We start from the raw sequence: 25,196 nt of genomic DNA on the forward strand, positions 1-25,196 counted from the left end.
ATGTTATTGTCCTAAATAAGCCTTCAAAACCTTGCTATTGGATAGTTGGCGTAGGCGTCTTATTGCTTTTTCTTTAATCTGTCTTACCCGTTCACGTGTGAGATTATATTTACTTCCTATCTCTTCCAATGTCATTTCACGTTGGTTAATTCCAAAGTAAGCCTCTATAACCACCTTCTCTCTATCCTCAAGAATCTGTAAAGCTCTTCCAATTTCTTCCCGTAGACTCTCTTCAACCAACTCTTTATCAGTTGATGGTGTGTTATCATTAGGAATAACGTCAAGTAAGCTACTTTGCTCGTCGTCATAGAATGGAGCATCTACCGAGACATGACGTGAATTAACTTTCATTGCATCAACAATCTTGTCTTCTGGTATATCAGTGTTCTGTGCTATCTCATCAATACTCGGGCGGCGTTCGTTCTCTTGTTCAAACTGTGTCAATATCTTATTGATTTTATTGACAGAGCTTACTTGATTTAGTGGTAATCTGATGATACGACTTTGTTCTGCTATTGCTTGCAAGATGCTTTGTCTTATCCACCATACAGCGTATGAGATAAACTTAAAGCCGCGTGTTTCATCAAACTTCTCTGCTGCTTTGATTAATCCTACATTACCTTCGTTAATAAGATCGGGCAGAGAAAGCCCCTGATTTTGATATTGCTTTGCAACTGAGACAACGAAGCGCAGGTTAGCTTTCGTCAGACGTTCTAAAGCTTTTCGATCACCATTTCGAATCTTTTGAGCAAGCTCAACTTCTTCTTCGATACTGATCATTTCTTCGTGACCGATTTCCTGCAGATACTTATCAAGAGAAGCACTCTCTCGATTCGTAATCGATTTTGTGATTTTCAATTGTCTCATGTGCTTAGCATTATTTTAAGTGATGGCAAATTTACACAAATTCAATGAGTTAAACAAATAAAAAAGTAAAAAACTCACATAAGAATCTATAATGATTTTGTGTTGTGTATTAGGTTTTTGGTCTTTTAACGGTTTCTTGTTGACTGATAGGAGTTTTATTGGTTGATAATGGTTGCATATTCTCGTCATGTTCATACAACGTTTTTTAGTGCGATAAGAGGTGGTTAGATTTGGATTCTTGGTGGTTATTATGTTGCGTTTATAGGGTAAGAAGAGGGTTCTTACGTTAAACACATAGATTGTTAATAGAATAATATTAATTTACTTGCATGGTATGACTACCCCCAATTAGATGGTTTTATAAAGGCGGAAAGACTACATGATAAATGTCATTAGGTCTGATGTCTATCTGTATTCTACAAACAATTTATTCCCTTACTTGTTGAAGTTTGTAAACTATTTTCGGATGACTCGAAACCAATATATGCCCATTTGGCTTCTTAAAGACGCCTAATTGACTTGCAAAAGATGCCCTTTAAGACCCTTACTAACGCCCTTTTGAAGTCCTATTAAGTACCTTTTGATTTACTGATTTATAACTGGTTGATATACTGTTGGTTATAAAGTCACTTTTTATATGTGTTTTTGCCGTTGTTTATAGATGCTTCACTTGGTATTATGTAATGATTTTTCAAGGTGTTGCCTATCAAAAAGTAATCCCCCATTCTTGTATCTAAAACCAAGAATGGGGGAATTCTTATTTTGCCAGATTTTCAGCTGAAAGTTATCTGTCGTTAATCAGCAAGAGGAATAGCGAAGTAAGCCTTCTTACCAGTTTGGTAAATACCCTGAACGTAGAGAACTGGGTCCTTGCTGGTAGATGCCTTCTTAACAATATTCTGCAAGTCGTCAATGTTCTTCACCATGGTCTCGTTTACATTCTGAATGATGAAGCCACGATTGATTCCAGCAGACTTCAATGCACCATTGTTAACCTTCAGTACTTCAAGACCATAGTTGATATTCAACTGCTTTTTAAGGGCATCCTGTACTGGGCGGAACTGACCACCAAGAACGTCGATATCAGCCTGCTCGATTACCTTTGTCGTACCCTGTGCATTCTTCAGTGTGATAGTCTTTGAGATTTCTTTCTTATTGCGGATGAAAGTAACGGTTGCCTTATCGCCAGGACGCTTGCTGTTGAGTGCCTGCTGAAGCTCAGACATACGTGTCACCTTCTGTCCGTCAAACTTAGTGATAACATCACCCTTTGCCAAACCTAAGGCTGCACCATTTCCTTCTTCTGAAACCTCACTAACGTAAACACCAGCATTTGTACCAAGGTCAACGTTCTTGCCTTCTTCTTTCTGAGCGTTGATGAAGTTCAGTACGTCACCACCTTGAATGCCGAGCATTACACGTTGTACACTACCATACTTCTTGATATCATCAACAACCTTATTCATTATTGATGTTGGGATAGCAAAACCGTAACCACTATATGCACCTGTCTGTGAGTAGAGCATAGCGTTGATACCTACTAACTCACCCTGAGTGTTAACCAATGCACCACCAGAGTTACCCTGGTTGATGGCTGCGTCAGTCTGGATAAAGCTCTCAATACCATTGCGAGTAGCACCCAAACCACGTGACTTAGCACTTACGATACCAGCCGTTACAGTATTGTTGAGGTTGTAAGGGTTACCTACTGCAATTACCCATTCTCCAACTTTCAGCTTGTCTGAGTCGCCAATAGGAAGGGTAGGGAGATTCGTTGCGTTTACCTTTAGCAGTGCGAGGTCAGTCTGCTTGTCAGTGCCAACGATGCGAGCAGAGAACTCACGGTTGTCATTCAGTGTGACTGTCAATTCGTCAGCACCCTCAACAACGTGATTATTCGTTACGATATAACCATCAGGTGAGATGATAACACCGCTACCTGTAGCCTCCTTCTTAGGAGTCTGAACCTGCTGACGGCGTGAACCATTACCTTGGTTAGGATTTCCAAAGAAACCAAATGGGTCAAAGAAACCACCAAATGGGTCATCTTGAACCTCAACGGTTTGTGTCTTAGAATTCTGTACATACTTAATGTGAACGACAGCTGGAAGAGCTTTCTCAGATGCGTATGTGAGGTCAACTGGCTGACCAGGAGCTACAACTGGGGCTTCTGCAGCATACACTTTGATGAAGGCGCCAGTAGAAAAGGCGAGGGCTGTAACACATGCCGCGCCTGCCAAATACTTTGATAAATTCTTCATATTCTTAATTATTTGTTCGTTAATTACTTTTTTATGTGTCAAGCCGTCATTATTTGTAAATGTCTTGTTGACATATTCTGAAATGCAAATATAGGAGCAAATTTTGTAAAACCGACAATTTGTCAGTTATCTTTATCCGATTTTAACAATTAAAATTTAACACTTAACGACTATTAATCTGATGTGATGTAAATTTTGCATTTATTTGTTTTGGGTAGTTGTTTTGTTCCTAATTGTCATCTTATTGTTTTAAGAAGTTGACAAAATGAAAGGAAATGTAAGTCATTGTATCATGTGATTGATGTAACTCCACTCTTTGGAGAGGGCTTTGGATGAGTGCATTATTTAATATTTATAGGTACTGAAAGGTATGGCAGAGATGCAAAAACTACTGTATGACGTGATTATTTTCATGAAAAGAAATTTTTATTGTCATGAAAATACTTTCGTGAGGATATACTCTAATGTGTGTAAAGCATTGTTTTATAATACGTAGAGCATAGGTATAATAGGTGTAAAGGTAGCTTTAAGAATCTTGTTTATAGCTTGATATGCTATTATGTTGTTATAATTATCTTAATGTCTATGTGTTTAGGTTCACACAATAACTTCTTTCTGTCTTTTTATACTATCTCTTTTCTTGGCTAAGTTTAGATTATCATTGAAATATTTTGGCTTTTCCATGTTTTCCATTATCTTTGCATTCTGATAAGGCAGTGTTCCGGCTCTGTCGCTGGCATCTGTAATGGATGCGAGAGGAAAGTCCGGGCAGCATAGGGCATCCTGCTTCCGAAAATAGAAGCTATTGGTGACAGTAGATGTAGGTAGAAGAAAATAACCGCCACGCAGTAATGTGTGGTAAGGGTGAGAAGGTGGTGTAAGAGACTACCAGCAGGCGGGTGATCGTCTGGCTGTGCCGTTCAGGAGCTGCAAGTTCATGTAAACCGTTGTTTGAGGGTAGCCCGCCCAAGCGCAAGCACAACGGAGGGTAGAATGCTTTAGTTGCAAGGTGACTTGTAATATAGATAAATGACAGGCATCTTCCTATTATCGAAAGATGAGGAAGAAACAGAACCCGGCTTATAGGAACACTGTTTTATTTTTCTTTCATATACGCTCATCTTCTCCCATTCTGTTTGGAATGATGGAGGAGAGCTGGGAGTTTTTTATTAATATAAAAACATTGGAAAATCATGAAAGATTTAGAAGAACAGTATGTAACTGTGTTGGATGATTTTCAACACACAGTAGAAAATAAAATCAGAAATCATAAAGACGAAGTGGGCTTCCCTCAGTTACCAGCTAATGTAAGTGAGGAGGAACTTTCTAATTATCTTTTTGATTACCAAGCGGCTTTGGACAGTGAGGGTACAGAGCGTTCGCGTTATACAATAGCGGGCTTCCTTTTGTGCTTACCGATATTGATAATGTCGGCATTTCCAGATGATTCGTTGCCTTTTAAAGGAATACTGAATGTGTTGGCAGCTATCGGTGTGGGCTTGGTTCTCTTCCTTCTTTATAGGGTAATGATGAAAGTTTTAGTGCGCAACAAGATTCGTCGTGCTAATCAAGACTATCCAGAGGCGAAGGCTTATGTAGACCGAGTTATGGATTTTAAGTAAGTTTTGTTAATGATTTAGTTGTAGTATGGAATTACCTGATTTTCAAAAGTATAAAGATAAGTTTACCCAACAGGGTTTCTTTGATAAGATTCAACGTGTAGCAAAGCGTGCTGGTGCTAAATTGGTATATGTGGCATTGATTTTGTATTATTTGATACAAAGTGATAAGGTGTCACTTAAGGATAAGGCTATTATCATTGGTGCATTGGGTTATCTCATCTCACCGCTTGATGCTGTGCCTGATGCTATTCCTATTGCAGGACTATCAGACGACCTTGGTGTTTTGCTTTACGTATTAAATAAGGTGTGGTCTTCTGTTGATGATGATATGAAAAAGCAGGCACGCGAAAAGCTGTCAAAGTGGTTTGATGATGATGAGATGGAGGTAGCAGAAGATATCTTTACGGAAGATACTACTGATGCTCCAGTGTGAAAAGTAGAATAAGTAGGAAAAGATGTGGCAGTATGTTGTCTTAGCCATAGTAATTTTATCAGCTATAGGCTATGTGGTTTATCGTACGTGGCAATCGTTTCGAGCAGCAAGTGATCCATGCCATGGATGCTCGGGTTGTGCCATTCATAATCAGTTAAAGAAAAAGCAGAAATTGGAAGGTCGTAAGAAGCCCGCTTGTTTTAAATAGTTTCATTTAAGAAACCTATCAATAGGATTACTTGAACTTATCTTTTTGCTTGATGTCTGTGAAAGATTCTTGGTATCTTACATGAATAAGATTTTACGTAATCTTTATTGAAAAAAGTTTCTGAATTGTTTGGTTAGACCGAAATAATTGATTATCTTTGCACTCGCAAATCGCAATTATGATTTGTAATAGAATGGTGCTTGGGCCGGGAGGTTAGGCAATGGTCTGCAAAACCATGTAGAGCGGTTCGATTCCGCTAGGCACCTCAAAAGACTCTCAGTATTGGGAGTTTTTTTTATTTCTATAACTTTGTCAGCACATCAATAGTTGTGGTTTGCTTTTTCTTTCACAACAGAGTAATATGTAAACAGTTGTTTCTGCTTTAAGTATAGTAGGTTGGGTGAAAGACTATAAACTTTCCAAGCGATTGGTACTTGCCGTTCGCACCATGCGTGTTGAGCCTTCGCACGATATGTGTTTGCCCTCTGTTTGTTATAATGAAGCTTTATTGTGTCTTATTTACGATAGAGGGTATGCGGGTGTGTGTAGACAAGGCAAATCGCTAATGTGATATAACTCCTTAGGATTTGTCATCAAGAATGCTTCTGTGGTATAACACTCATTTCTCACTTAAACCCCATAGTCCTGCTTTCGTATAACAATGTGATTTCTTTAGAATAAAATTTCCTGTCACTTCTGTCATTCGAAATATACTTCTAATGCGTTGATATGTAGTATGTTTATATGAAGTGTTAAAAGTGACAGCAAAGTGAAATCAACATTATTATAGTAATATAGCTGCATTTTGTTTGTGAGAAAGAGGGTGTAACTTGACGTAGCTCGCTATGCCTGCGTTACAAATCCAAACAATCTGCTCGATAATAAAACAAAATATGTTTAGCCTCTAATGACCGATATGGATTAAAAATATAGCGTGAAGTTACTTTTAGAAACTTCACGCTGAAATATATTTTTAAATGAACGACTAATTTTACTTCTTCCCACTTATGTTCATCTTATAAATGAGATGCAACATTAAGTAATTTGGAATAGCATTAAAACGTGTTTCGGTTTTTCCTTGCCCATTTATCTCATAACTTATGCTCTTGAGTTGATGAAATATATCGTACCCTTCGAGTTTGGCTGCCAGTTTTCCTTTTAAGAAACTCTTACTAATGTATACGTTACAAATTAAATCATTAGCATTTATAAGAGGATCAGAATAACCTCGGCGACTAAACATCTTAAGATCCATACCTGTTTCTAATCCAAATTTAAATTTGTATGAACCTAACATACCATAATTAAAATCCAAGGTACGAATAGTTGAGAAATTTTCACGTCTGCTATTAGCATATCTCCATTTCATTTCGCCAACCAAGCTACAGGTTAATCCCCCTTTTTGATAATTTAAAGATAGATTATCTTCTAACCAATGGTTATTCACTTTACTCAATATACTTTCTGCTTGACCTGTCATTCCTGTGAAGTCTACATTGTGGTTGTAACTATAGACAATAGCGTTTACTAATGTGAAGTTGTTTTTATTATCTAATGGAAATGTTTCATATAATCCAATATTGCCATACCAGTTTCCCTTAACATTTTGTGGTTTATATGTATATACACCCGTTGTAGGGTTGTAAGTAAAACCATTAGCAACAGCATTCTGATGAATATTGATATTTATAAATGCCATCGGTAGCTTAAATCGCCTATTGTTGTTATAACTAAAGGTTAAAGATACATTTGTTTTTCTACTATTTTTCAAATTCGGATTACCTAAAGAGATAGCTAAAGGATTGGAATTGTCAGATCGGGTAATTTTTGAGTAAAGATCTGGTGTTTCCATTTTCGAAGTGATAGTACCGTAAAAACTGTATTTGTTTATTGTAAATCCCATATTTAGAGACAATCCTGCAACCCAATTATATTGTTTGACAGAAGTGTTTAGCAATGAATTGCGATAGTCAAGCTTTTCACTTTTGTAACCAACAGACACGTTTGTATTGAAGAACACATTGTTGTGATTCTTAGATTTTGAACAACCAAATCCGAGTGAAACCGAATTTTGCTTACTTATATAATACCCTTTGTAACTATTGTTAGCATCTAATGCGAGTAGGAGTGAATCACGAGAAGAAGGTAAACTGCCAAGATCGTGATTTTCTTCCTGCCATTTGTATAGTTTGTCTAATCTGTATTTTTGGTTGTTTCGGTAACTTCCTTTTTGCTGATATTGATATCCTGTGAAAAGTCTAAATCCATTAGGAATCACGAATGTATATTGTGGTCCTACACGATAATTGTAGGAGTAAGATGGAGTGTTGTCATATCGATTGCGGTAGTCACTTATAGCATTGCTTTTTAAGTACTTCAATTGGTAATTGTTGAACATTGAATTTGTAGTATTTAAATAGTCACCTTCTATCAATGCTGATATACGATCACCAGATGGCAACTGTTTATATGCATTAACATTGGCGAAAGTTGTAAGTGAATGACCGAATCCATATGTTTTAGAAGACAATCGGTTTACACCAAAATTATTTATAAGTCTGTTTCTGGAAGACGAAAATATTGTATCTAATATTGCTTCTGTACTACCTATTGGTGATGGGTCTGCATTGAAGCGTGCTGAACGGACAGTTCCCCAATTATCAAATTTATTATAATTTAAGCTTATGGTTGATTTTAGGAAAATGGGCGTTGAAATCTTTAAATTATTTTGAAAGTCATAAATAAAGTTCTTGGATTTAACATCTGAGATGCTACGATTAAAGTTGTTTCCTCCAGTTAAGAAAGATTCAGCTATTATTTGACTGATATTATGTGTATCTCTCCATGTGAAACTTGTAGACATATTATTTTCCAATGTGTTTTTTTCATTGCTAACAGCAGCGTTGAGACCTACTGTTTTTTGTATAACCTGACCGTTTGGTAGTTTGGTTGGATCCCAATCTCCCTTTTCTCCGGGTTTGCGGTCCTCATTCACATTGTTAATATTTGAGAAAATAGATAACTGAAATCGTGGAGTGAAATATAATCCGAAAGCTTTGGTTGCATACCTGCTGTTCGTACCACCAGCTATATCAAAGTTAGCTATAAAAGTTTTTTCATATTTTTTCTTTAGTGAGATATCCATGATGTAGTCTTTTTTATCAATATCAACACCCATAGCCTGACTTCTATCAGTACTTTTTTCAAAGACCTTTAGATTTTTAACAGTATAGTTTGGCAAATTTTCTATTAATTGTTTGTTATTTCCCTTGAAGAAATCTTTACCGTTAAGTGTAAGATAATCTAATTTTCGACCATTGATGAATATTTCTCCATTACTATTAAGTGTGGCGCCTGGTAATTGTCTGATTAGCGCATCAAGCATACTTCCCTGAGGAAGATTGAAGGCATCTGCATTATATATGATAGTATCACCCTTCATAACCATCTTAATTTTTGTACTCTTAACAACAATCTCGCCTAACATATGCTCTTTATTTTCCATTCCTTTTCTCTTAATAGGAATGTCTTGCATGTCAATGCTTGTGTTTCTACTTTTGAATAGCAGTTCTTTGTCGACAAAAGTTGTAAAATAATCAGGATGTTCTATCTTAAAAATGTATTTTCCCTCACTCAAATTCTTTTGCATATAGAAATAGGAGTCGGGATGAACAGCTTTGTCGTTCCATATAAAGGTGCGACATGTATCTATTACAGTACTATCTGCTGATAGTAAAGTTAGTTTAACATTTGATATAGGGAGGTTTGTAAAAGAGTCTACAATACGACCATGAATAGTATAATTTCGTGTTGGGGAAAGTAATACTTTTTTTTGATAAGCTGATATTTGTTTTGGTAGTAATATTAATAAAGCAAGTAAGACAACTTGTGCCCATTTTAGGTTTTTCATATTCATATTTTTTATAAATGAAGAGTATGTTTGATTATTCTAATCACCCCTTTAGCCCAATTTGCATTGGTCTAAAGAGTATGTGATATAATTGTTGCTATAACTTAAAAGAAATAGGAAGATTATATATAGCTTTTATAGTCTTATTTTTGGTGTTATCAGGTTTATCTTTTGACATTCTTTCTATTTCTTGTAAATCCTTCTGATTATATAAAGTGTCTTTTATATGCGTTACATTCAGGGATGAAACTGAGCCCTTTGCGTCAACAGCAAAAGAAATATTATATATACGCACATTAGTGCTATTTTTCTCTGGTAATTCTGAATCTTTTATGTCAGCATGAGAATCTTTGATTACATTACTCGGAGCAGTATTATTTATAGCTTTCTTTTTGACAATAGTATTTATTTTATCATGTGACACTTCATGTACTTCTTCCTTGAGTTTTTTAATATTATCTTCTTTTGAAATCTTTGATGAAAAAATTGGTTTCTTTTGAAGTGCATTGTTTGCTTTTGTATAAATAGGTACAATCACTTCATTATTTACAATTTTGTTTGATACTAATGAGTGCGCTACACTCTCAATATTTTTGACGACTAATAGTGTAGCTATTACTGGAATAAGAAGGGCATATTTTGCCTTTACTATTACTCTTGATCTACGTTTGTTCATCATTTTTATGCGCTTTTTAAGAAGTAAAACATTGAAATTATTTAGAATAGTAGGTGTTTTCTTATGATAAGTCATCCTCAATAAGTGATATTGGTAACTCTTTTGATCACACCCTACTTGCACAACATGAAAATCTGCAAGGTATTCAAGATTGAGTCTGATTTCTCTTTTTAATAACCATGCAAAAGGATTGAACCAACATACGATAGTAAATAATTCAGATAGCATAACATCTATGGAATGCTTCTGTTCTACATGACACTGTTCGTGAATTAATATTTCTTGTAGTTGCGATTCATATAGTACTTCTCGATTAATAAAAATCCAATGGAAGAAAGAAAAAGGGCTCCCATTTTTCTCGATAATGTGTACCTTAACCCCTTTAATGATACTTACCTCTGTTTTTCTTGCTAATCTGTATATTCCAATGAGTTGAATTACAAAGCGTAGCAGAAAGATGCAAACACCACCCATATATATCCACAAAAGTACAGTATTCCATGACAGCACTGTGGCTTTGGATGGAGGAGAAGGAGCTTCTGACAAGACAGTTTCAGCATATGTATTAGCCATATTTTGAGTAGCCTCACGAATACTAATCCAATTACTAAAATCTGCAAAAGGGACTAATAAAGCTATAAGGTATATATTCAACAACATAAATCTTCGCCAACTAAAGAAAGTATCATTAGTAAACAATAGGCGATAAAAACCATACAAAAAGATGATAATAATGTTTATTTCAACAAGGTATGAAAGCATAATCCAAATATTTTTTATACATTATCTTTAATACAGATAGCTATAATATCATAGTATTACTCTTTTCCTTTCTCTATTTCACGAATAATGTCTACCAAATCTTTAAACGATAGATCCTCCTCCTTGGCAAAGAAACATACCATCTCTTTAAATGAATCTTTGAAGTAGTCATGTACAAATCCTCTCATAAAACGATGCTTATACTCCTCTTCCTCTATGGCTGGTAAATAACTGTATGCAATGCCCTGCTTTTCTTGGGATATGTACCCTTTTTGTTTAAGATTCCTCATAACAGAAGCTACTGTGGTGTAGGGAGGTTTAGGTTCAGGGAGTTCCTTTAGAATCTCTGTTACCGTACATTTTTTTAGCTTCCACACTTTTTGCATAATTGCTTCTTCTTGAATAGATAATTTCTTCATATAAAATTTATAATGCTTTTTTTTGTTTTACTTTCAAAAATGTTGTTTGTTACATAATAACACATAGTGCAATATTTTAAATGCGCTGTAAAGCTACTAAATTTTCGTAGATAACGGTAAAGTTCTTTAGGAAAAAAAGCAAATGTGATGCTCTTTTGTGTTTATTTAACTAAATTAGGTTTGTAGAATTTAAAAGATAGCAAACGCTGCTACAATCACTATTGTTAACAGATACATGAATTCCTGTCACTTCTGTTATGTAATTATTATTCTTAACTTATTGATTTATAGTGCGTTTATATGAAGTGTTAAAAGTGACAGCAAAGTAAAATTAAAATTTTATAGTAATATGGTTACATTTCTGTATGAGAAGGAATGCCCTCATACAGTCCAATGTTTCGTCAGCGGTATGATGGTATGGGTATAGAAAACAAAAGAGTTGTAATCATTTGATTACAACTCTTTTGTGGGTAGTGATGGATTCGAACCACCGAAGCTAGAAGCAGCAGATTTACAGTCTGCCCCATTTGGCCACTCTGGAAACTACCCAAGGTGGTGGGCGTTGACGGATTCGAACCGCCGACCCTCTGCTTGTAAGGCAGATGCTCTAAACCAGCTGAGCTAAACGCCCTTACTTTTCGTAAGCGGTTGCAAAAGTAGTCATTTTATTTTAATTGTGCAAACTTTATCATGGTTTTTTCTTCTTTTTTCTATGATATGACAAAGAAATGTTCTTTTAGAGTAGGTGTGATATGGTGATATAAATAAAAACTCCCTATGAGTAGCTTTATGACTCATAGGGAGTTGCTTATTTAAAAGTCGTTGTTAGCTTCTCACAAAGTTCAGGATAAAGAGAACTGCTAATACAACGAGTGTCCAGTTCAGATCCTTCCACTGACGTGTAAAAGTCTTCATAAATACATATGCAATGATTCCTAAGCAAATACCATCAGCGATAGAATAGCAAAGCACCATTGTAATCATTGTGATGAAGGCTGGGAATGATTCTGTAATATCCTGAAGATTGATTTTCTTTACAGAGTCAATCATCAGTACACCTACCATAACCAAAGCTCCACTTGTTGCTGCACTTGGGATGAGTAAGAAGATAGGGGAGAGGAAGAGTGATACGATGAAGAAAATACCTACTGTAAATGCTGTTACACCAGATCGACCACCTTCTGCAATACCGCTTGCGCTCTCAACGTATGTAGTCAGCGTTGAACTACCCAACATAGCCCCGCAAGTTGTACCAATGGCATCACTCATCATTGCTTCCTTTACATGTGGGATGTTGCCATTTGGTTCAACTATACCTGTTTTATCAGCTAAGCCCATCAGGGTGCCGATAGTGTCAAAGATGTTTATTAAGAGTAGAGAGAATATTACCAATACAGTCTTAAGATTCAGAAGACCTGAAAAGTCAAACTTACAGAAGATAGGAGTTATGTCCTGTGGTGCAGAAACTGGTAGCCATCCATTAGGAAAGACTGTTACGCCCATTGGTATACCTATAATTGTTGTGATGATGATACCCCAGAACAAAGAGCCTTTGACGTTTCTTGCCATGAGCGCACCACTGAGTAAGATAGCAATGATACCAAGAATACAGGTAGGTGTGAAGGCTCCTAAGCCAACGAGAGTTGCATCGTTATTAACTATAATGTTTGCATTCTTCAGACCGATAAAAGCAATGAACATACCAATACCAGCTGATATGGCATAGCGTAAATTTGTCGGGATAGCATTGAGAATCATCTCTCGCACGTTGAAAAAGGTAATTGCGATGAAGAGAATACCCTCAATGAGCATGATAGCAAGCGACTGCTGCCATGTAAACTTTAAAGATACGCAGAGTGTATAGGCAAAGAAGGCGTTAAGACCCATAGATGGAGCTTGTGCAAAAGGAAGCTTTGCCATAAATGCTAACAACAATGTAGCTATAGCTGCTGCCAGTGCTGTACCAGTGAAGAGCGCTCCCTTGTCCATACCAGTACTTGTAAGAATACTTGGATTGACAGCTAAGATATAGCTCATAGTTAAGAATGTTGTTGCTCCTGCAATAATCTCAGTGCGGAGCTTCATAGATTTGGGATCAAATCCGAGGGCTTTTTCTAAGAAAGTCATCATTGTTTTAAGGTTTAAATACTCTTTAGTTTATATTGATGTTTTGTTTATCCAATCATCAAGAATCATTCTCGCTATTGATAAAGGCTCAGGAATGGTTGGTAGGTTGTCCTTTGTAAACCAGGCTCCTTTGGATAGTTCGCTTTGTTGTAGATGAATGTCTCCACCGTCATAATCGGCATTAAAGCCTACCATCAGACCACAAGGATAGGGCCAAGGTTGTGAACCAAAGTATCGAATGTTCTTTATCTTGATTCCTGTTTCTTCTTCAACCTCACGATGTACAGCTTCTTCGAGTGTTTCACCAGTCTCAACAAAGCCTGCTACAAGTCCATAGAAGTCGGTCTTGAAGTTACGAGCATGTACCAAAAGTACTTCGTTGCCTCGGTGTACAAGAACGATGACTGCTGTTGCCAATTGTGGCCATACTTCTTTTCCACAATTCGTACAACGCTTAGATATATCGGTGTGCATCTTCATTGGTGCACCACAAACGCCACAGAACTTAGTGTTATTATCCCAGTAAAGTAATTCATGACACTTACCAGCCTTGAGATAAAGTTCTTTGGAAAGGTGGTAGAAAGATGGACGTAAGCCACACATCTCATACAGAGGATTGTCTGTAATTGGTTGGTCTATCATGACCGCCTTCACTTCTGTACCATCCTCCATAGGAGTGACATTCAGCACATGTGTCCAAGGATGTAGTGTTACTGGAGCTTCTTCAGAAAGTGGAATGGTATAGTCTTTACCCACTTTCTCAAGCATGATATCTGTCTTACAGAAAACAAACCAGTAATTCTTCATTGGTCTAAGTATTAATCTTTTGCCTAATTCTATTAACCTTAAACTCTAAACTGTCATTATGTTTATTGCTCTTTGGTTACTTTACCTTCTGATTTGTTTATTCTCCAAAAAGAAGTTTACGGTCACGTGCTGCAGCAGGAATGGTCCATGTCTCTGGAATAAACTTCCAGTTATGGTTTGGCTGTGGATTCATCACACCTGCCTTCTTTATCTCTTCCATCAAATAATGGCGTTGGTCTTTTGGACTTTCCCAAATGATTCGACTCTTCAAAGAGTCACGTGGAATACCAGCACCCTTGGTTAATAACTCACCACCACCATTAGCACGATAGCTATTCACTGCTACTGTGTACCACTTATTTTCATCAAATGGTTCTCCATTACTCATGCGAAGGATATGTACCTTCTGTCCGTCAGGTTTCGTAACGTCTACTTCATAATCGATACCAGCAGCTGAATCAAAGTTGAATGAGAAGTTCTTGAAACCAAGACGTTGTGCATCATTCTGTGTGTTAGAGAGCAAAAGCAGATGGTCGTCAGGACTCTTCATGGTGTTACACCACAGATCATAACTCATTTCAAGATGCTTACGAATCTCTTTACCTGTCAAACGCATGGTGCAGAGGTTGTTCTCATACTTATAAAGATTGAACATATCAGCAACTGTGATAGGACCAGCCTTGATAGATGCGTTGAATAATAAAGGTGCATTGAAAGCAATATCTGCCTTAGTAATCTCCAACTCCAAGTTGAGGATAAGGTCGTTGAAAGCAGAGTTGCCAAAGTAACTATCTTTTGAATAGATAGTATTTTCAAATCTTCCAATTACCTGATCGCTCCATGCTTTTACCGCATCAATCTCTGGTTGGAAGTGTTGAATGAAAGCATCGTCAGCTTTGAGTTCCTTTACATCAACCAATTCACCCGTAGCTTTTGTTATGGTATATTGACGTTTACCTTTGACAGTCTTAGGACTAAGGGTTAATGTTGCTATGGCTACACGTTGTGCATTGTTAGCAGGGTCAAGACAGATTACGTCTTTACCAACAATGTTCTTTTCAATAGAGCTATGTGGAGTATGGTCATGACCGAAGAACACAATATCAAAACCAGGCACTTCCTTTGCTACTTTCTTCGAAGCGTCTTCGTCGTATTCTGGTGTCTTAATACCACCATCCCAGCCAGAATGGAACAAACCAACAATAACGTCTGGCTTCTCTTTCGTCTTCACTTCTGCCATTGTTCGCTTGGCACAAGAGACCATTTCTTCAAAACGTAGACCACTCCAAATACTCTCTTTCAACCAGTTAGGTATAGCAGGGGTGAGCATACCGATAACACAAACCTTAATACCATTCTTTTTCTTGATAGTATAATAAGGTAAGATATAAGGCTTATTAGTCTTTGTGTCAATAATATTTGCACCAAGGATAGGGAACTTCAGCTCCTTAAACCATTTGTCATAAACCTTATGTCCTGTTTCAATATCGTGGTTTCCAACCGTTGCTACGTCATATCCCATATAGTTAAGCACGCTTGCAGCGATGTTAGTCTTCTCTGGTGCGACGTAATTATAGTAGTAGGAGATAGGCTGACCTTGTAGGATATCACCATTATCCAATAAATAGACATTGTCTTTCCCATCCTTCTTACGCAGCTCTTCTACCAATGTATAGACTCTTGCCATAGAACCACTTTTAGGTTTTCTGGTGATGAAGTCGTATGGGAAGAAAGAACCATGCACATCAGTTGTTTCGATAAGTTTGATAGTAACATCTTTCTGTTGTGCCATAGTTGAAGAACTGAGTCCTAACATGATGGAAAGTAATATTGTTGAAAGTTTCATAAACTTAATTTTTAATTCAGCTGCAAAAGTACTAAATTATACGGAAAAAAACGAACTTGATTTGTTATGTTTCAAAAGTCTTTTTAAAGGTTAGTTGAGTTGGGGTAGGCGTGTTTTATGGGTTAATGTAGAATTGTTTGATATAGTCAGAATATGTAATTCAATTAAGGTTAATTGTAGGAAAATAACAGGAGCACATAACTTAAAATCTTTTATCACGCTTTCAAACATTCATAGTAGAGAATTTACCGATTGAATTCTTTGAGCATATATAAAAGTTTAAGTTGTGTACTCCAGTTCTTTTATTGCGGTTCTAACTGTGAAGAATCTAAATAACGCCTTGCGCCATCATTGCTTTAGCAACCTTAATGAAGCCTGCTACATTAGCACCCTTTACATAGTTGATGTATCCATCTGTTTCAGTACCATACTTCACACAGTTTGCGTGGATATCATCCATAATCTGATGGAGTTTCTGGGCAACCTCTTCACGGCTCCACTTCAGACGTCCAGAGTTCTGACTCATCTCAAGTCCTGACACTGCTACACCACCAGCATTACTTGCCTTACCTGGACAATAGAGTACCTTTGCGTCTTGGAAAATCTTTACTGCCTCTGGTGTAGAAGGCATGTTTGCACCTTCTGTCACAGCGATAACACCATTCTTTACGAGTTCAGCAGCTGCTTCTCCGTTGATTTCATTCTGTGTTGCGCATGGAGTTGCGATGTCAGCCTTCTCAGACCAAGGTCTTCCTCCTGGAACATACTTGACATTATACTTCTCTGCATACTCGCGAATACGTCCACGCTCAATGTTCTTAAGTTCCATTATATAAGCCAATTTCTCCTCATCTATGCCATCTGGGTCGTAGATGTAGCCATCTGAATCGGAACAGGTAAGCGGCTTTGCACCTAATTCAAGCAACTTTTCTATTGTGTACTGTGCTACATTACCCGAACCAGAGACGAGGACGGTCTTACCTTTGAGGTCAATATTACGAGTCTTAAGCATGTTCTGCAAGAAGTATACATTACCATATCCTGTTGCTTCAGGACGGATAAGTGAACCACCGAACTCCTGACCTTTACCTGTAAGGATACCAACAAACTGGTTCGTCAGTTTCTTATATTGTCCAAACATATAACCAACTTCGCGTCCACCAACACCGATGTCACCAGCTGGAACGTCACAGTCTGGACCAATGTAATTCCACAATTCTCTCATGAAAGCTTGACAAAAACGCATTACCTCTGCATTTGATTTACCTCGAGGAGAAAAGTCTGAACCACCCTTAGCGCCACCCATAGGGAGTGTTGTTAGTGAGTTCTTGAATGTCTGCTCAAATGCGAGGAATTTTAAGATAGACTCATTAACTGATGCATGGAAACGGAGTCCACCTTTGTAAGGACCAATCGTGTTGTTATGTTGTACACGGAAGCCCATATTGGTTTGTACATTTCCCTTGTCATCAACCCAGTTTACACGGAACTTAATGATTCTGTCTGGTATACAGAGTCGCTCAATAAGATTGGCTTGTTCAAAACCTGGATGTTTATTATATTCATCTTCGATCGTATCTAATACCTGTGAAACGGCCTGAATATACTCTGGCTCATTTGGAAAACGCTGTTTTAATCTCTCTACGACTTCTGTTGCTTTCATAAATAGTTGTTTTTATTATTATATCCTGAAATGTTTTATTTTTATAATTACGCTTGTTTATGTTGCAAAGATAATGATTTTTTGCTCAAATAGCTATCTTTTTGTTGTAAAATATTTGATTATGGTGTGAATAAGTAACTATCAACTCTCTTTTGATTTTAGTAGAATACCTGTTATCTTTTTACAACATGAAGAGCGTATTGTTAGTACTACATATATGTAAACATCTTACTTTATTACACTATTTTTATAATTCATGTTGCTGTCACTTTTAACATTTCGTACAAGTGTTTGTAAACTAAATAGTTACCTATATATAGGTAATGACAGTAGTGACAGGAAAATTAATCTTGATAAAAGCCACTTTGCTATGGTTTCTTATCTTAAGGTATAGTTACTGCATTACAAGTCGGATAAGGCTGTTTGACTTATTAAATATTTTAAGTGAGGTCGCTTTTTCATTTTTACAAATCTTCTCCATACATTTTAATGCTTAGCACATTATGTGCGAAGGTTCCGCACATGTTGTGCGGAGGGTAAGCACCAATGGTGTGGAGGAGTATTACTATTTTCTTTAGCCACAGAATCTGTTGCATGGGACTTCGGATATATTGACTAATAAGGCTTAGTAATGAAGAAGGGTATTCCTTTTTGAGCGTTTGAAGACTTCTTCTTTTATTAATTTCGTAGATAGACAGAGTTCTTGGCAGGTTATGTAACTCGAAAAGTGTGCAACGTCTTTGTTGCAAAAACAAACAAGCTATTCGATAATAGCATACAATCTGTTTAGGTTTAATAAACTAATATGAGTAAAAAACTATGTTTTATGCGTATAATACGGTAAAAGTTTGATAGCGATATAACAATGCCCATAATCCTTGTTTGGGATTACGGGCATTATATAATAATGTGTAAACGAACTCGCTTTACTTCTTACCGAGTCCACGAAGCCACTTCAGAGGTTTTTTAATAAGAGCCTTCAAGCCTGATTCGTTGTTGGATGTTGATGGCAACTCCTCACGAATATCATATTTCGTACTCCTTCTTACAGACTTGTCTTCTGGTGTACGCTGGCGGTTGTTACGCTTCTTGCGCTTATTGTTAGGCTTCTTGTTCTGCTGATTGGTAGTGCTTTCAGCATTACCTTTATTATTAGCAGGTTTCCTGTCATTGCGCTTCTCGTTGTCTGCTTTTGGCTGACGTTCCTGCTGCTTACCCTTATTCTGACGATTATTCTTCTTGTTTACTGGTTTACCTTCAGTTGCTGCAGGATTGTTATCTTGCTGCTTTTGAGGTCTATGGTTCTGTTTATTTCCAGCCTTACGCTCCTGTTGGTTCGCGTTGTTCTCGTCAGTGTTGTTCTGAGTCTGCGGTGCAGGACGTCTGTTGCGCTGCTTGTTGTTTCCCTGTTTCTTGTCCTTGTGGCTCTGATGGTCACGGTCCTTACGACGACGACTCTTTGCACTATTGCCAGCCTTCTTAGGCTTTCCATTGCTCTTGTATTCAGGACCTTCGCCAAGTTCTGCTGGTAGTTGCGCCTTCTCAACCTCCTTCTCTAAGAACGATTCAATCTGCTGGAAGAAGTAGATATCGTCTTCATTCACGAAGGTAATCGCCTTTCCGTCACGGTCAGCACGTGCTGTACGACCGATGCGGTGTACGTAATCCTCTGCGTCATGAGGTACATCATAGTTGATGACCATTGCTATGTCGTCGATATCAATACCACGTGAAACGATGTCAGTAGCCACCAACACATCAATTTGTCCGCTCTTGAACTTAAACATAACGTCATTACGCTGTTCTTGATCGAGGTCGGAATGCATCTCACCACAGTTGATGTGCATGCGATTAAGCGATCCTGCAATCTGCTTTACCTTCTGTTTTGAACCTGAGAAGATAATGACACGCTTGAGATCTCCAGCCTTGAAGATATCCTTAATGATACCCATTTTCTGCGTCTCATAGCATACGTATGCTGTCTGCTGAATCTTTTCTGCAGGCTTACTTACAGCGAGTTTAATCTCAACAGGATTCTTTAGCAGTGTCTTAGCAAGTTCTTCAATCTTTGCAGGCATCGTAGCAGAGAACATAATTGTCTGACATGTTGCAGGCAATTTCTTTGCAATAGTCATAATGTCATCAGCAAAACCCATGTCGAGCATACGGTCAGCCTCGTCGAGGATAAAGAAGCTTACCTTCGACAAGTCTACGTTTCCGAGTGAAATATGTGATATAAAGCGCCCTGGAGTAGCAATCACTACATCTGCTCCTAATGCGAGACTCTTCAACTCCTGATCGTATCTATTACCATCATTACCACCATAGACAGCAACACAAGATACACCATCAAGATAGTAGGCAAAGCCCTGCATACCTTGGTCAATCTGCTGTGCTAACTCGCGAGTAGGCGACATGATGACACAATTAATTGCTGACTCAGGGTAGCCACCATCAGCCAGTTTAGAGAGAACTGGAAGGAGGTAAGCCGCTGTTTTACCTGTTCCAGTCTGGGCAACGCCCAATACGTCGTGTCCTTTTAATATTTCGGGAATGCACTTCTCCTGAACTGGAGTACATTCATCAAAACGCATGTCATATAGTGCGTCAAGTACGTTATCGTTTAAATCTAAATCTTCAAAATACATATTTTACTGTTTTTCCCTTCATCATGAGGGTAGTTTTTACTTTTGTTTTGTCCGCCTTATTAACTTGGTGCATGTCTATAGCAGAAGTAGGCGATGATAGCAAAAATGATATTTGGTATCCACGCTGCCAATATAGGCGGTGTGTCATCCTTAATAGCAAAGGTTGCTGAAACGGTCTGGAGCATGATATAGCCGAAACTCAATGCTAAACCGATTCCAAGATAGAGTCCCATTCCACCTTTCCTCTTACGTGAAGAGAGGGAGAGACCGATAATGGTGAGGATAAAAGATGAGAACGACATCGCTATTCGTTTGTGGAACTCAACTTCATACTGTACCACATTACCAGAGCCACGGCTGGTCTGCTTGGAGATGTAGTTTAGTAGTTCTGGAGAGGTAAAGGTTTCTTGTTGACCTTTAGAGTAGACAAGATCAGTTGGTTCCATGAGTAGAACGGTGTCCTTTGAGGCTCCGCTTTGGATATGCTCCTTTAATCCTTTGAGTGTACGTATCTTCCAATTACTTACCTTCCAATGATACTTTGTGTCAGCAACGGTATCATACTGAATCTCCATTGCAGTCATGTGGCTAACAATCTTCTTGTTTTTAGTCTTTACAAGTGAGAATCCATAGCCCCGTTTATACTGGTCGTCGTAATGCTGAATATAAGCGGTAGTATTCTTTGCAACAAACAGTTGTACGTTCTCTGCCGATGTGTTCTTTTTAGAATTACGATAGAGAGACTCAAAGTTTTGGCGAATAACAGTCCCATGAGGTATCACAAAACTGTTAAGATAGAATGTTAAGCCTGCAATAAGAATACACGAAATCATGTAAGGGCGCATCAGTCGTCTGATAGACATGCCTGCTGCCATCATTGATATAATCTCAGAATTACCCGCCAGTTTGGAAGTAAAGAAGATTACTGCAATGAATACGAATAGTGGTGAGAAGAGATTAGAATAGTAAGGGACGAAGTTGGCGTAGTAATCAAAGATGATTGCTCGCCATGGGGCATGATATTGCGTGAACTTAGAGAGGTTCTCGTTGAAGTCGAACACAATAGCAATGGAGATAATCAATAAGATAGCATAGATGTATGTACCTATGAATTTCTTAATGATATACCAGTCCAGAATACCGATAAAATGAGAAGGGGAGAGCATCTGAAGTAGATGTCCTACCTTCTTCAAGACAGGAAAGCGTGCTAAAACACGTTGCCCGAAATGGTTAATCAGTTTCTTAACTTTATCAACAATCTCTTTAACCTTACTCATTTGGTTTCTTCTTAAATTCTTCTTCCTAACTGTTCAATGACAGAAGCTTTCCACTGCACGAAGTCACCCTGCTCAATATGTGTACGTGCATCCGTTACGAGACGGAGATAGAACGCAAGGTTGTGGATGCTGGCAATCTGCATTGCAAGCAATTCTCCCGCTTTGAAGAGATGATGGAGATAGGCTTTACTTGTGATAACATCAATGTCACAGCCATCTGAATCAATCGGTGAGAAATCATTTTCCCACTTCTTATTCTTCATATTCATCGTACCATTGTAGGTGAAGAGCATTGCATTACGACCGTTGCGGGTAGGCATAACGCAGTCGAACATATCTACGCCGCGCTCAATAGCTTCAAGAATGTTCTGTGGTGTACCAACTCCCATCAGGTAACGAGGTTTGTCTTTTGGAAGAATCTCATTGACTACCTCAATCATTTCATACATCACCTCTGTTGGTTCACCAACTGCCAAGCCACCGATAGCATTGCCATCTGCACCCTTATCAGCCACAAACTTTGCTGCTTCACGGCGTAAGTCTTTGTAAGTACAGCCTTGAACGATAGGGAAGAGACTTTGTTTATGACCATAGAGCGGCTCCGTCTCGTTGAATCGTTTGATACAACGATCCAGCCAACGCTGTGTCATTTCCAAACTCTTTTTGGCATATTGGTAATCGCTCTGTCCTGGAGGGCACTCGTCGAAAGCCATCATGATATCGGCACCAATGATTCTCTCCGTGTCCATCACATTCTCTGGTGTGAAGATATGCTTAGAACCATCGATGTGACTTCTGAACTCACAGCCCTCTTCTGACAGTTTACGAATACCTGTCAATGAGAAAACTTGGAAGCCACCGGAGTCTGTCAGGATTGGACGATCCCAACCATTGAAACCATGCAGACCACCTGCAGCCTTGATGATATCGAGTCCCGGACGCAGGTAAAGGTGATAGGTATTACCCAAGATAATCTGAGCCTTGACCTGTTTACGTAACTCCTCAAAGTGTACACCCTTAACAGAACCGACGGTACCAACAGGCATAAAGATAGGAGTTTTTATCTGTCCGTGGTCGGTTGTGATGATACCTGTGCGGGCATCACTGGCATTATCTGTATGCTGAAGTTCAAATGTCATTATTTTGTTTCCTCCTTCTTTTCTTCAACAATCGTAAAGTCTACAGGGTGTTCTACCTTTTCATCGGTCAAAGCAAAGTCCCATACCTGCTGAATGTTCTCAACGAAGTGGAATTGAAGACCCTTACGATAAACCTCAGGAATCTCCTCAACATCCTTCTTATTCTCTGAACACATCACGATATCAGTAATTCCTGCACGTTTAGCAGCAAGTATCTTCTCCTTGATACCACCCACAGGAAGAACCTTACCGCGTAGGGTTATCTCACCCGTCATAGCAGTGTTCTTACGCACCTTACGCTGTGTGAGGGCTGAAGCAATACTTGTTGCAATCGTTATACCAGCTGAAGGACCATCCTTTGGAGTTGCTCCTTCTGGTACGTGGATATGGATGTTCCACTGTTCAAAGATGCGATAATCTACGTTCAATGCGCTGATATGTGCCTTGACATACTCCAATGCAATGACAGCAGACTCCTTCATGACATCACCAAGGTTACCGGTCAGGGTTAACTTACCCGCTTTACCCTTAGAAAGTGAGGTTTCAATAAAGAGAATCTCACCGCCAACACTGGTCCATGCAAGACCTGTTACCACACCAGCATATTTGTTGCCCTGGTAGATATCACGTGTGAAAGGTGGCTTACCTAATAAGTCCTCTAACTTATCTGGAGTAATCTTCGTATAAGGAAGTTGCTTATCCATTGCCTGCTTGAAAGCCAACTTGCGCATTGCTTTGTTGATTTGCTTCTCAAGTTGACGCACACCACTTTCGCGTGTATAGTTTTCAATAATCTTCTCCAACGTTGCCTTGGCAAACTTTGGCTTCTCTTCTAACTGGTCTAAACCTGTATTTTCGAGTTCTTTTGGTACGAGGTGGCGTTTTGCTATCTCAACCTTTTCTTCCGTAATATAACCTGAAACCTCAATAAGTTCCATACGGTCGAGTAGTGGACGTGGAATAGTATTGAGGTCGTTTGCCGTAGCTATGAACAATACCTTTGACAAGTCATAGTCCATATCCAGATAATTATCATGGAAAGCGTTGTTCTGCTCAGGGTCGAGAACCTCCAACAAGGCTGATGATGGGTCGCCATTAACAGTGTTCTGAGTAACTTTGTCAATCTCGTCAAGAATGAAAACAGGATTTGATGAGCCTGCCTTTTGGATATTCTTGATGATACGTCCAGGCATAGCACCAATGTAAGTCTTACGATGTCCTCTGATTTCTGATTCGTCGTGGAGACCGCCGAGAGATACACGTACATACTTACGCTTCATAGCTTCCGCAATACTCTTACCCAAACTGGTCTTACCAACACCCGGAGGACCGTAAAGGCAGAGGATTGGCGACTTCAAATTTCCACGCAACTGAAGGACTGCAATGTATTCAAGGATACGTTCCTTGACCTTCTCCATACCATAGTGATCCTTGTCAAGAATACGCTTTGCACGCTTCAAGTCAAGATCGTCCTTAGTATATTCATTCCATGGTAGGTTGACCATTGTCTGCAGATAATTCACCTGCACACTATAATCAGGGCTCTGTGGGTTTAAAGTGTCAAGTTTGTCTAATTCCTTTTGGAATATTTTGGCAATATCTTCTGACCACTTTTTATTCTTAGCCTTTTCAAGTAATTCTTTCTTGTCAGGTGCAGAATCGCCATCACCCAATTCTTCCTTAATGTTCTTAATCTGCTGATGTAGGAAGTATTCGCGCTGCTGTTCGTCAAGGTCCTCACGTGTTTTTGAGCGTATATCCTGACGGAGATGCTGGAACTGAATTTCACGATTCAGCACCTTCATCAACGCAAACAGACGATCTTTGATAGAATTTTCTTCTAACATTTGAATCTTATCTGTTACTGGGAATGGCATGGTTGAACACACATAATTCACTGCGACAACAGGATTGTTGATATTGTCAAGTGCAAACTGTGTGTCATCTGGGATGTCATCGCTACCATGGATATACTCCTTAGTGACCATCTTCATGTCCTCAACAGCCGTAGAGAATTCCTTGTCTCTCTTTGGTTCTGCTTCTTCTGGTAATGCAATGGTGTATCCCTTCATGTAGGGTTCTACGGCTGTGATTTCCTTTATCTTACACTTGCCAAGTCCCTGTAAGATGACCGTGCGGTTGTTCCCCTCGTAATTGCCAGGCATATCAAAGGCACGAACGAATCGTGCGTAGATACCTGTCATATAGACATCGTCTACTTGAGGGTCATTAATATTGCTATCTTTCTGACTTACAATTGCTATAATCGTGTTAGGGTTCTCTTCCAAGTGTTCGACAAGAGCCAGAGTTGGTTTTCTGCCAACGAGGATAGGGGAGAGAATACCTGGGAACATAACGAGGTTACGGGTTACGAAAATAGGGATTTCGCCATCAACTTGTACGTCCAAGTTTGGCATGTCTCCTTCGTAATCAGTAATCATTTGTATAGAGCTATTTTGTTTCATAAAGTTCTTTTATACCTGCTTTTAGCTTGCAAAGGTACAAAATAAAACCGAAAGACTAAAAGAATA

At 38.5% G+C, this 25,196-nt stretch carries 15 protein-coding genes, 3 tRNA genes and 1 other RNA gene; 4 read left to right on the forward strand and 15 right to left on the reverse strand.

The features are described 5' to 3' along the window. Nucleotides 1-3 precede the first annotated feature (3 nt). Both HMPREF0659_RS02925 and HMPREF0659_RS02930 read right to left on the reverse strand, forming a co-directional pair. Nucleotides 4-867 carry a sigma-70 family RNA polymerase sigma factor gene (locus HMPREF0659_RS02925; protein ID WP_004360834.1) on the reverse strand — a complete coding sequence of 288 codons (864 nt, stop codon included), beginning with the start codon at nt 865-867 and terminating at the stop codon, nt 4-6. Nucleotides 868-1,661: 794 nt separating this feature from the next. Next, entirely contained in the window at nt 1,662-3,128 is a 1,467-nt protein-coding gene (locus tag HMPREF0659_RS02930) for a trypsin-like peptidase domain-containing protein (protein ID WP_013264012.1), read from the reverse strand. Nucleotides 3,129-3,841: 713 nt separating this feature from the next. Between HMPREF0659_RS02930 and rnpB the strand changes: the two genes are divergently transcribed. The 4 genes from rnpB (at nt 3,842) to HMPREF0659_RS12595 (ending at nt 5,657) form a co-directional block, all read left to right on the forward strand. Then, nucleotides 3,842-4,227, forward strand: an RNA gene (gene rnpB, locus HMPREF0659_RS12260) — RNase P RNA component class A. A 94-nt stretch (nt 4,228-4,321) separates the two neighbouring features. Then, nucleotides 4,322-4,750: a hypothetical protein gene (locus HMPREF0659_RS02935; protein ID WP_013264081.1), complete on the forward strand. Its 429-nt coding sequence runs from the start codon at nt 4,322-4,324 to the stop codon at nt 4,748-4,750. A 25-nt stretch (nt 4,751-4,775) separates the two neighbouring features. After that, on the forward strand, nt 4,776-5,183 hold the full coding sequence (locus tag HMPREF0659_RS02940; RefSeq protein ID WP_013264975.1) for a YkvA family protein: 408 nt from the start codon (nt 4,776-4,778) through the stop codon (nt 5,181-5,183). A gap of 403 nt (nt 5,184-5,586) precedes the next feature. Continuing rightward, nucleotides 5,587-5,657 (forward strand) — tRNA-Cys (locus tag HMPREF0659_RS12595). A 725-nt stretch (nt 5,658-6,382) separates the two neighbouring features. Here the strand turns inward: HMPREF0659_RS12595 and HMPREF0659_RS02945 are convergent. From HMPREF0659_RS02945 to lon, 13 genes are all read right to left on the reverse strand, one after another. Next, entirely contained in the window at nt 6,383-9,301 is a 2,919-nt protein-coding gene (locus HMPREF0659_RS02945) for a porin family protein (RefSeq protein ID WP_013264689.1), read from the reverse strand. Nucleotides 9,302-9,398: 97 nt separating this feature from the next. Next, nucleotides 9,399-10,739 carry a M56 family metallopeptidase gene (locus tag HMPREF0659_RS02950; protein ID WP_013264027.1) on the reverse strand — a complete coding sequence of 447 codons (1,341 nt, stop codon included), beginning with the start codon at nt 10,737-10,739 and terminating at the stop codon, nt 9,399-9,401. 56 nt (nt 10,740-10,795) lie between these two features. Then, nucleotides 10,796-11,158, reverse strand: a complete 363-nt coding sequence (locus HMPREF0659_RS02955) for a BlaI/MecI/CopY family transcriptional regulator (RefSeq protein ID WP_013264871.1) — start codon at nt 11,156-11,158, stop codon at nt 10,796-10,798. A gap of 467 nt (nt 11,159-11,625) precedes the next feature. Continuing rightward, nucleotides 11,626-11,707, reverse strand: a tRNA-Tyr gene (locus tag HMPREF0659_RS02960). Between the two features lie 4 nt (nt 11,708-11,711). Then, a tRNA-Val gene (locus HMPREF0659_RS02965) sits at nt 11,712-11,789 on the reverse strand. A 194-nt stretch (nt 11,790-11,983) separates the two neighbouring features. Then, entirely contained in the window at nt 11,984-13,285 is a 1,302-nt protein-coding gene (locus tag HMPREF0659_RS02970; RefSeq protein ID WP_013264136.1) for an NCS2 family permease, read from the reverse strand. Between the two features lie 30 nt (nt 13,286-13,315). After that, nucleotides 13,316-14,092, reverse strand: a complete 777-nt coding sequence (gene nudC, locus HMPREF0659_RS02975; protein ID WP_013264200.1) for an NAD(+) diphosphatase — start codon at nt 14,090-14,092, stop codon at nt 13,316-13,318. A 97-nt stretch (nt 14,093-14,189) separates the two neighbouring features. After that, nucleotides 14,190-15,938, reverse strand: a complete 1,749-nt coding sequence (locus HMPREF0659_RS02980; RefSeq protein ID WP_013264767.1) for a bifunctional metallophosphatase/5'-nucleotidase — start codon at nt 15,936-15,938, stop codon at nt 14,190-14,192. A gap of 328 nt (nt 15,939-16,266) precedes the next feature. Then, nucleotides 16,267-17,601, reverse strand: coding sequence for an NADP-specific glutamate dehydrogenase (locus HMPREF0659_RS02985; RefSeq protein ID WP_013264466.1), 1,335 nt, complete (start codon nt 17,599-17,601; stop codon nt 16,267-16,269). Between the two features lie 926 nt (nt 17,602-18,527). Then, a complete protein-coding gene (locus HMPREF0659_RS02990) occupies nt 18,528-20,249 on the reverse strand; it encodes a DEAD/DEAH box helicase (RefSeq protein ID WP_013264771.1) in 1,722 nt (573 codons plus the stop codon). 59 nt (nt 20,250-20,308) lie between these two features. Further along, nucleotides 20,309-21,526 carry an LptF/LptG family permease gene (locus tag HMPREF0659_RS02995; RefSeq protein ID WP_013264660.1) on the reverse strand — a complete coding sequence of 406 codons (1,218 nt, stop codon included), beginning with the start codon at nt 21,524-21,526 and terminating at the stop codon, nt 20,309-20,311. Between the two features lie 11 nt (nt 21,527-21,537). Continuing rightward, on the reverse strand, nt 21,538-22,665 hold the full coding sequence (gene tgt / locus HMPREF0659_RS03000; RefSeq protein ID WP_013264992.1) for a tRNA guanosine(34) transglycosylase Tgt: 1,128 nt from the start codon (nt 22,663-22,665) through the stop codon (nt 21,538-21,540). Next, the gene (gene lon / locus HMPREF0659_RS03005; protein WP_013264488.1) at nt 22,665-25,130 is read right to left on the reverse strand and encodes an endopeptidase La; all 2,466 of its coding nucleotides are present in this window, start codon (nt 25,128-25,130) and stop codon (nt 22,665-22,667) included. The genes tgt and lon overlap by 1 nt, the downstream gene beginning before the upstream one ends. Nucleotides 25,131-25,196: the final 66 nt, after the last annotated feature.

It is taken from the genome of Prevotella melaninogenica ATCC 25845 (assembly GCF_000144405.1).
GTDB classification, from domain to species: Bacteria; Bacteroidota; Bacteroidia; order Bacteroidales; family Bacteroidaceae; genus Prevotella; species Prevotella melaninogenica.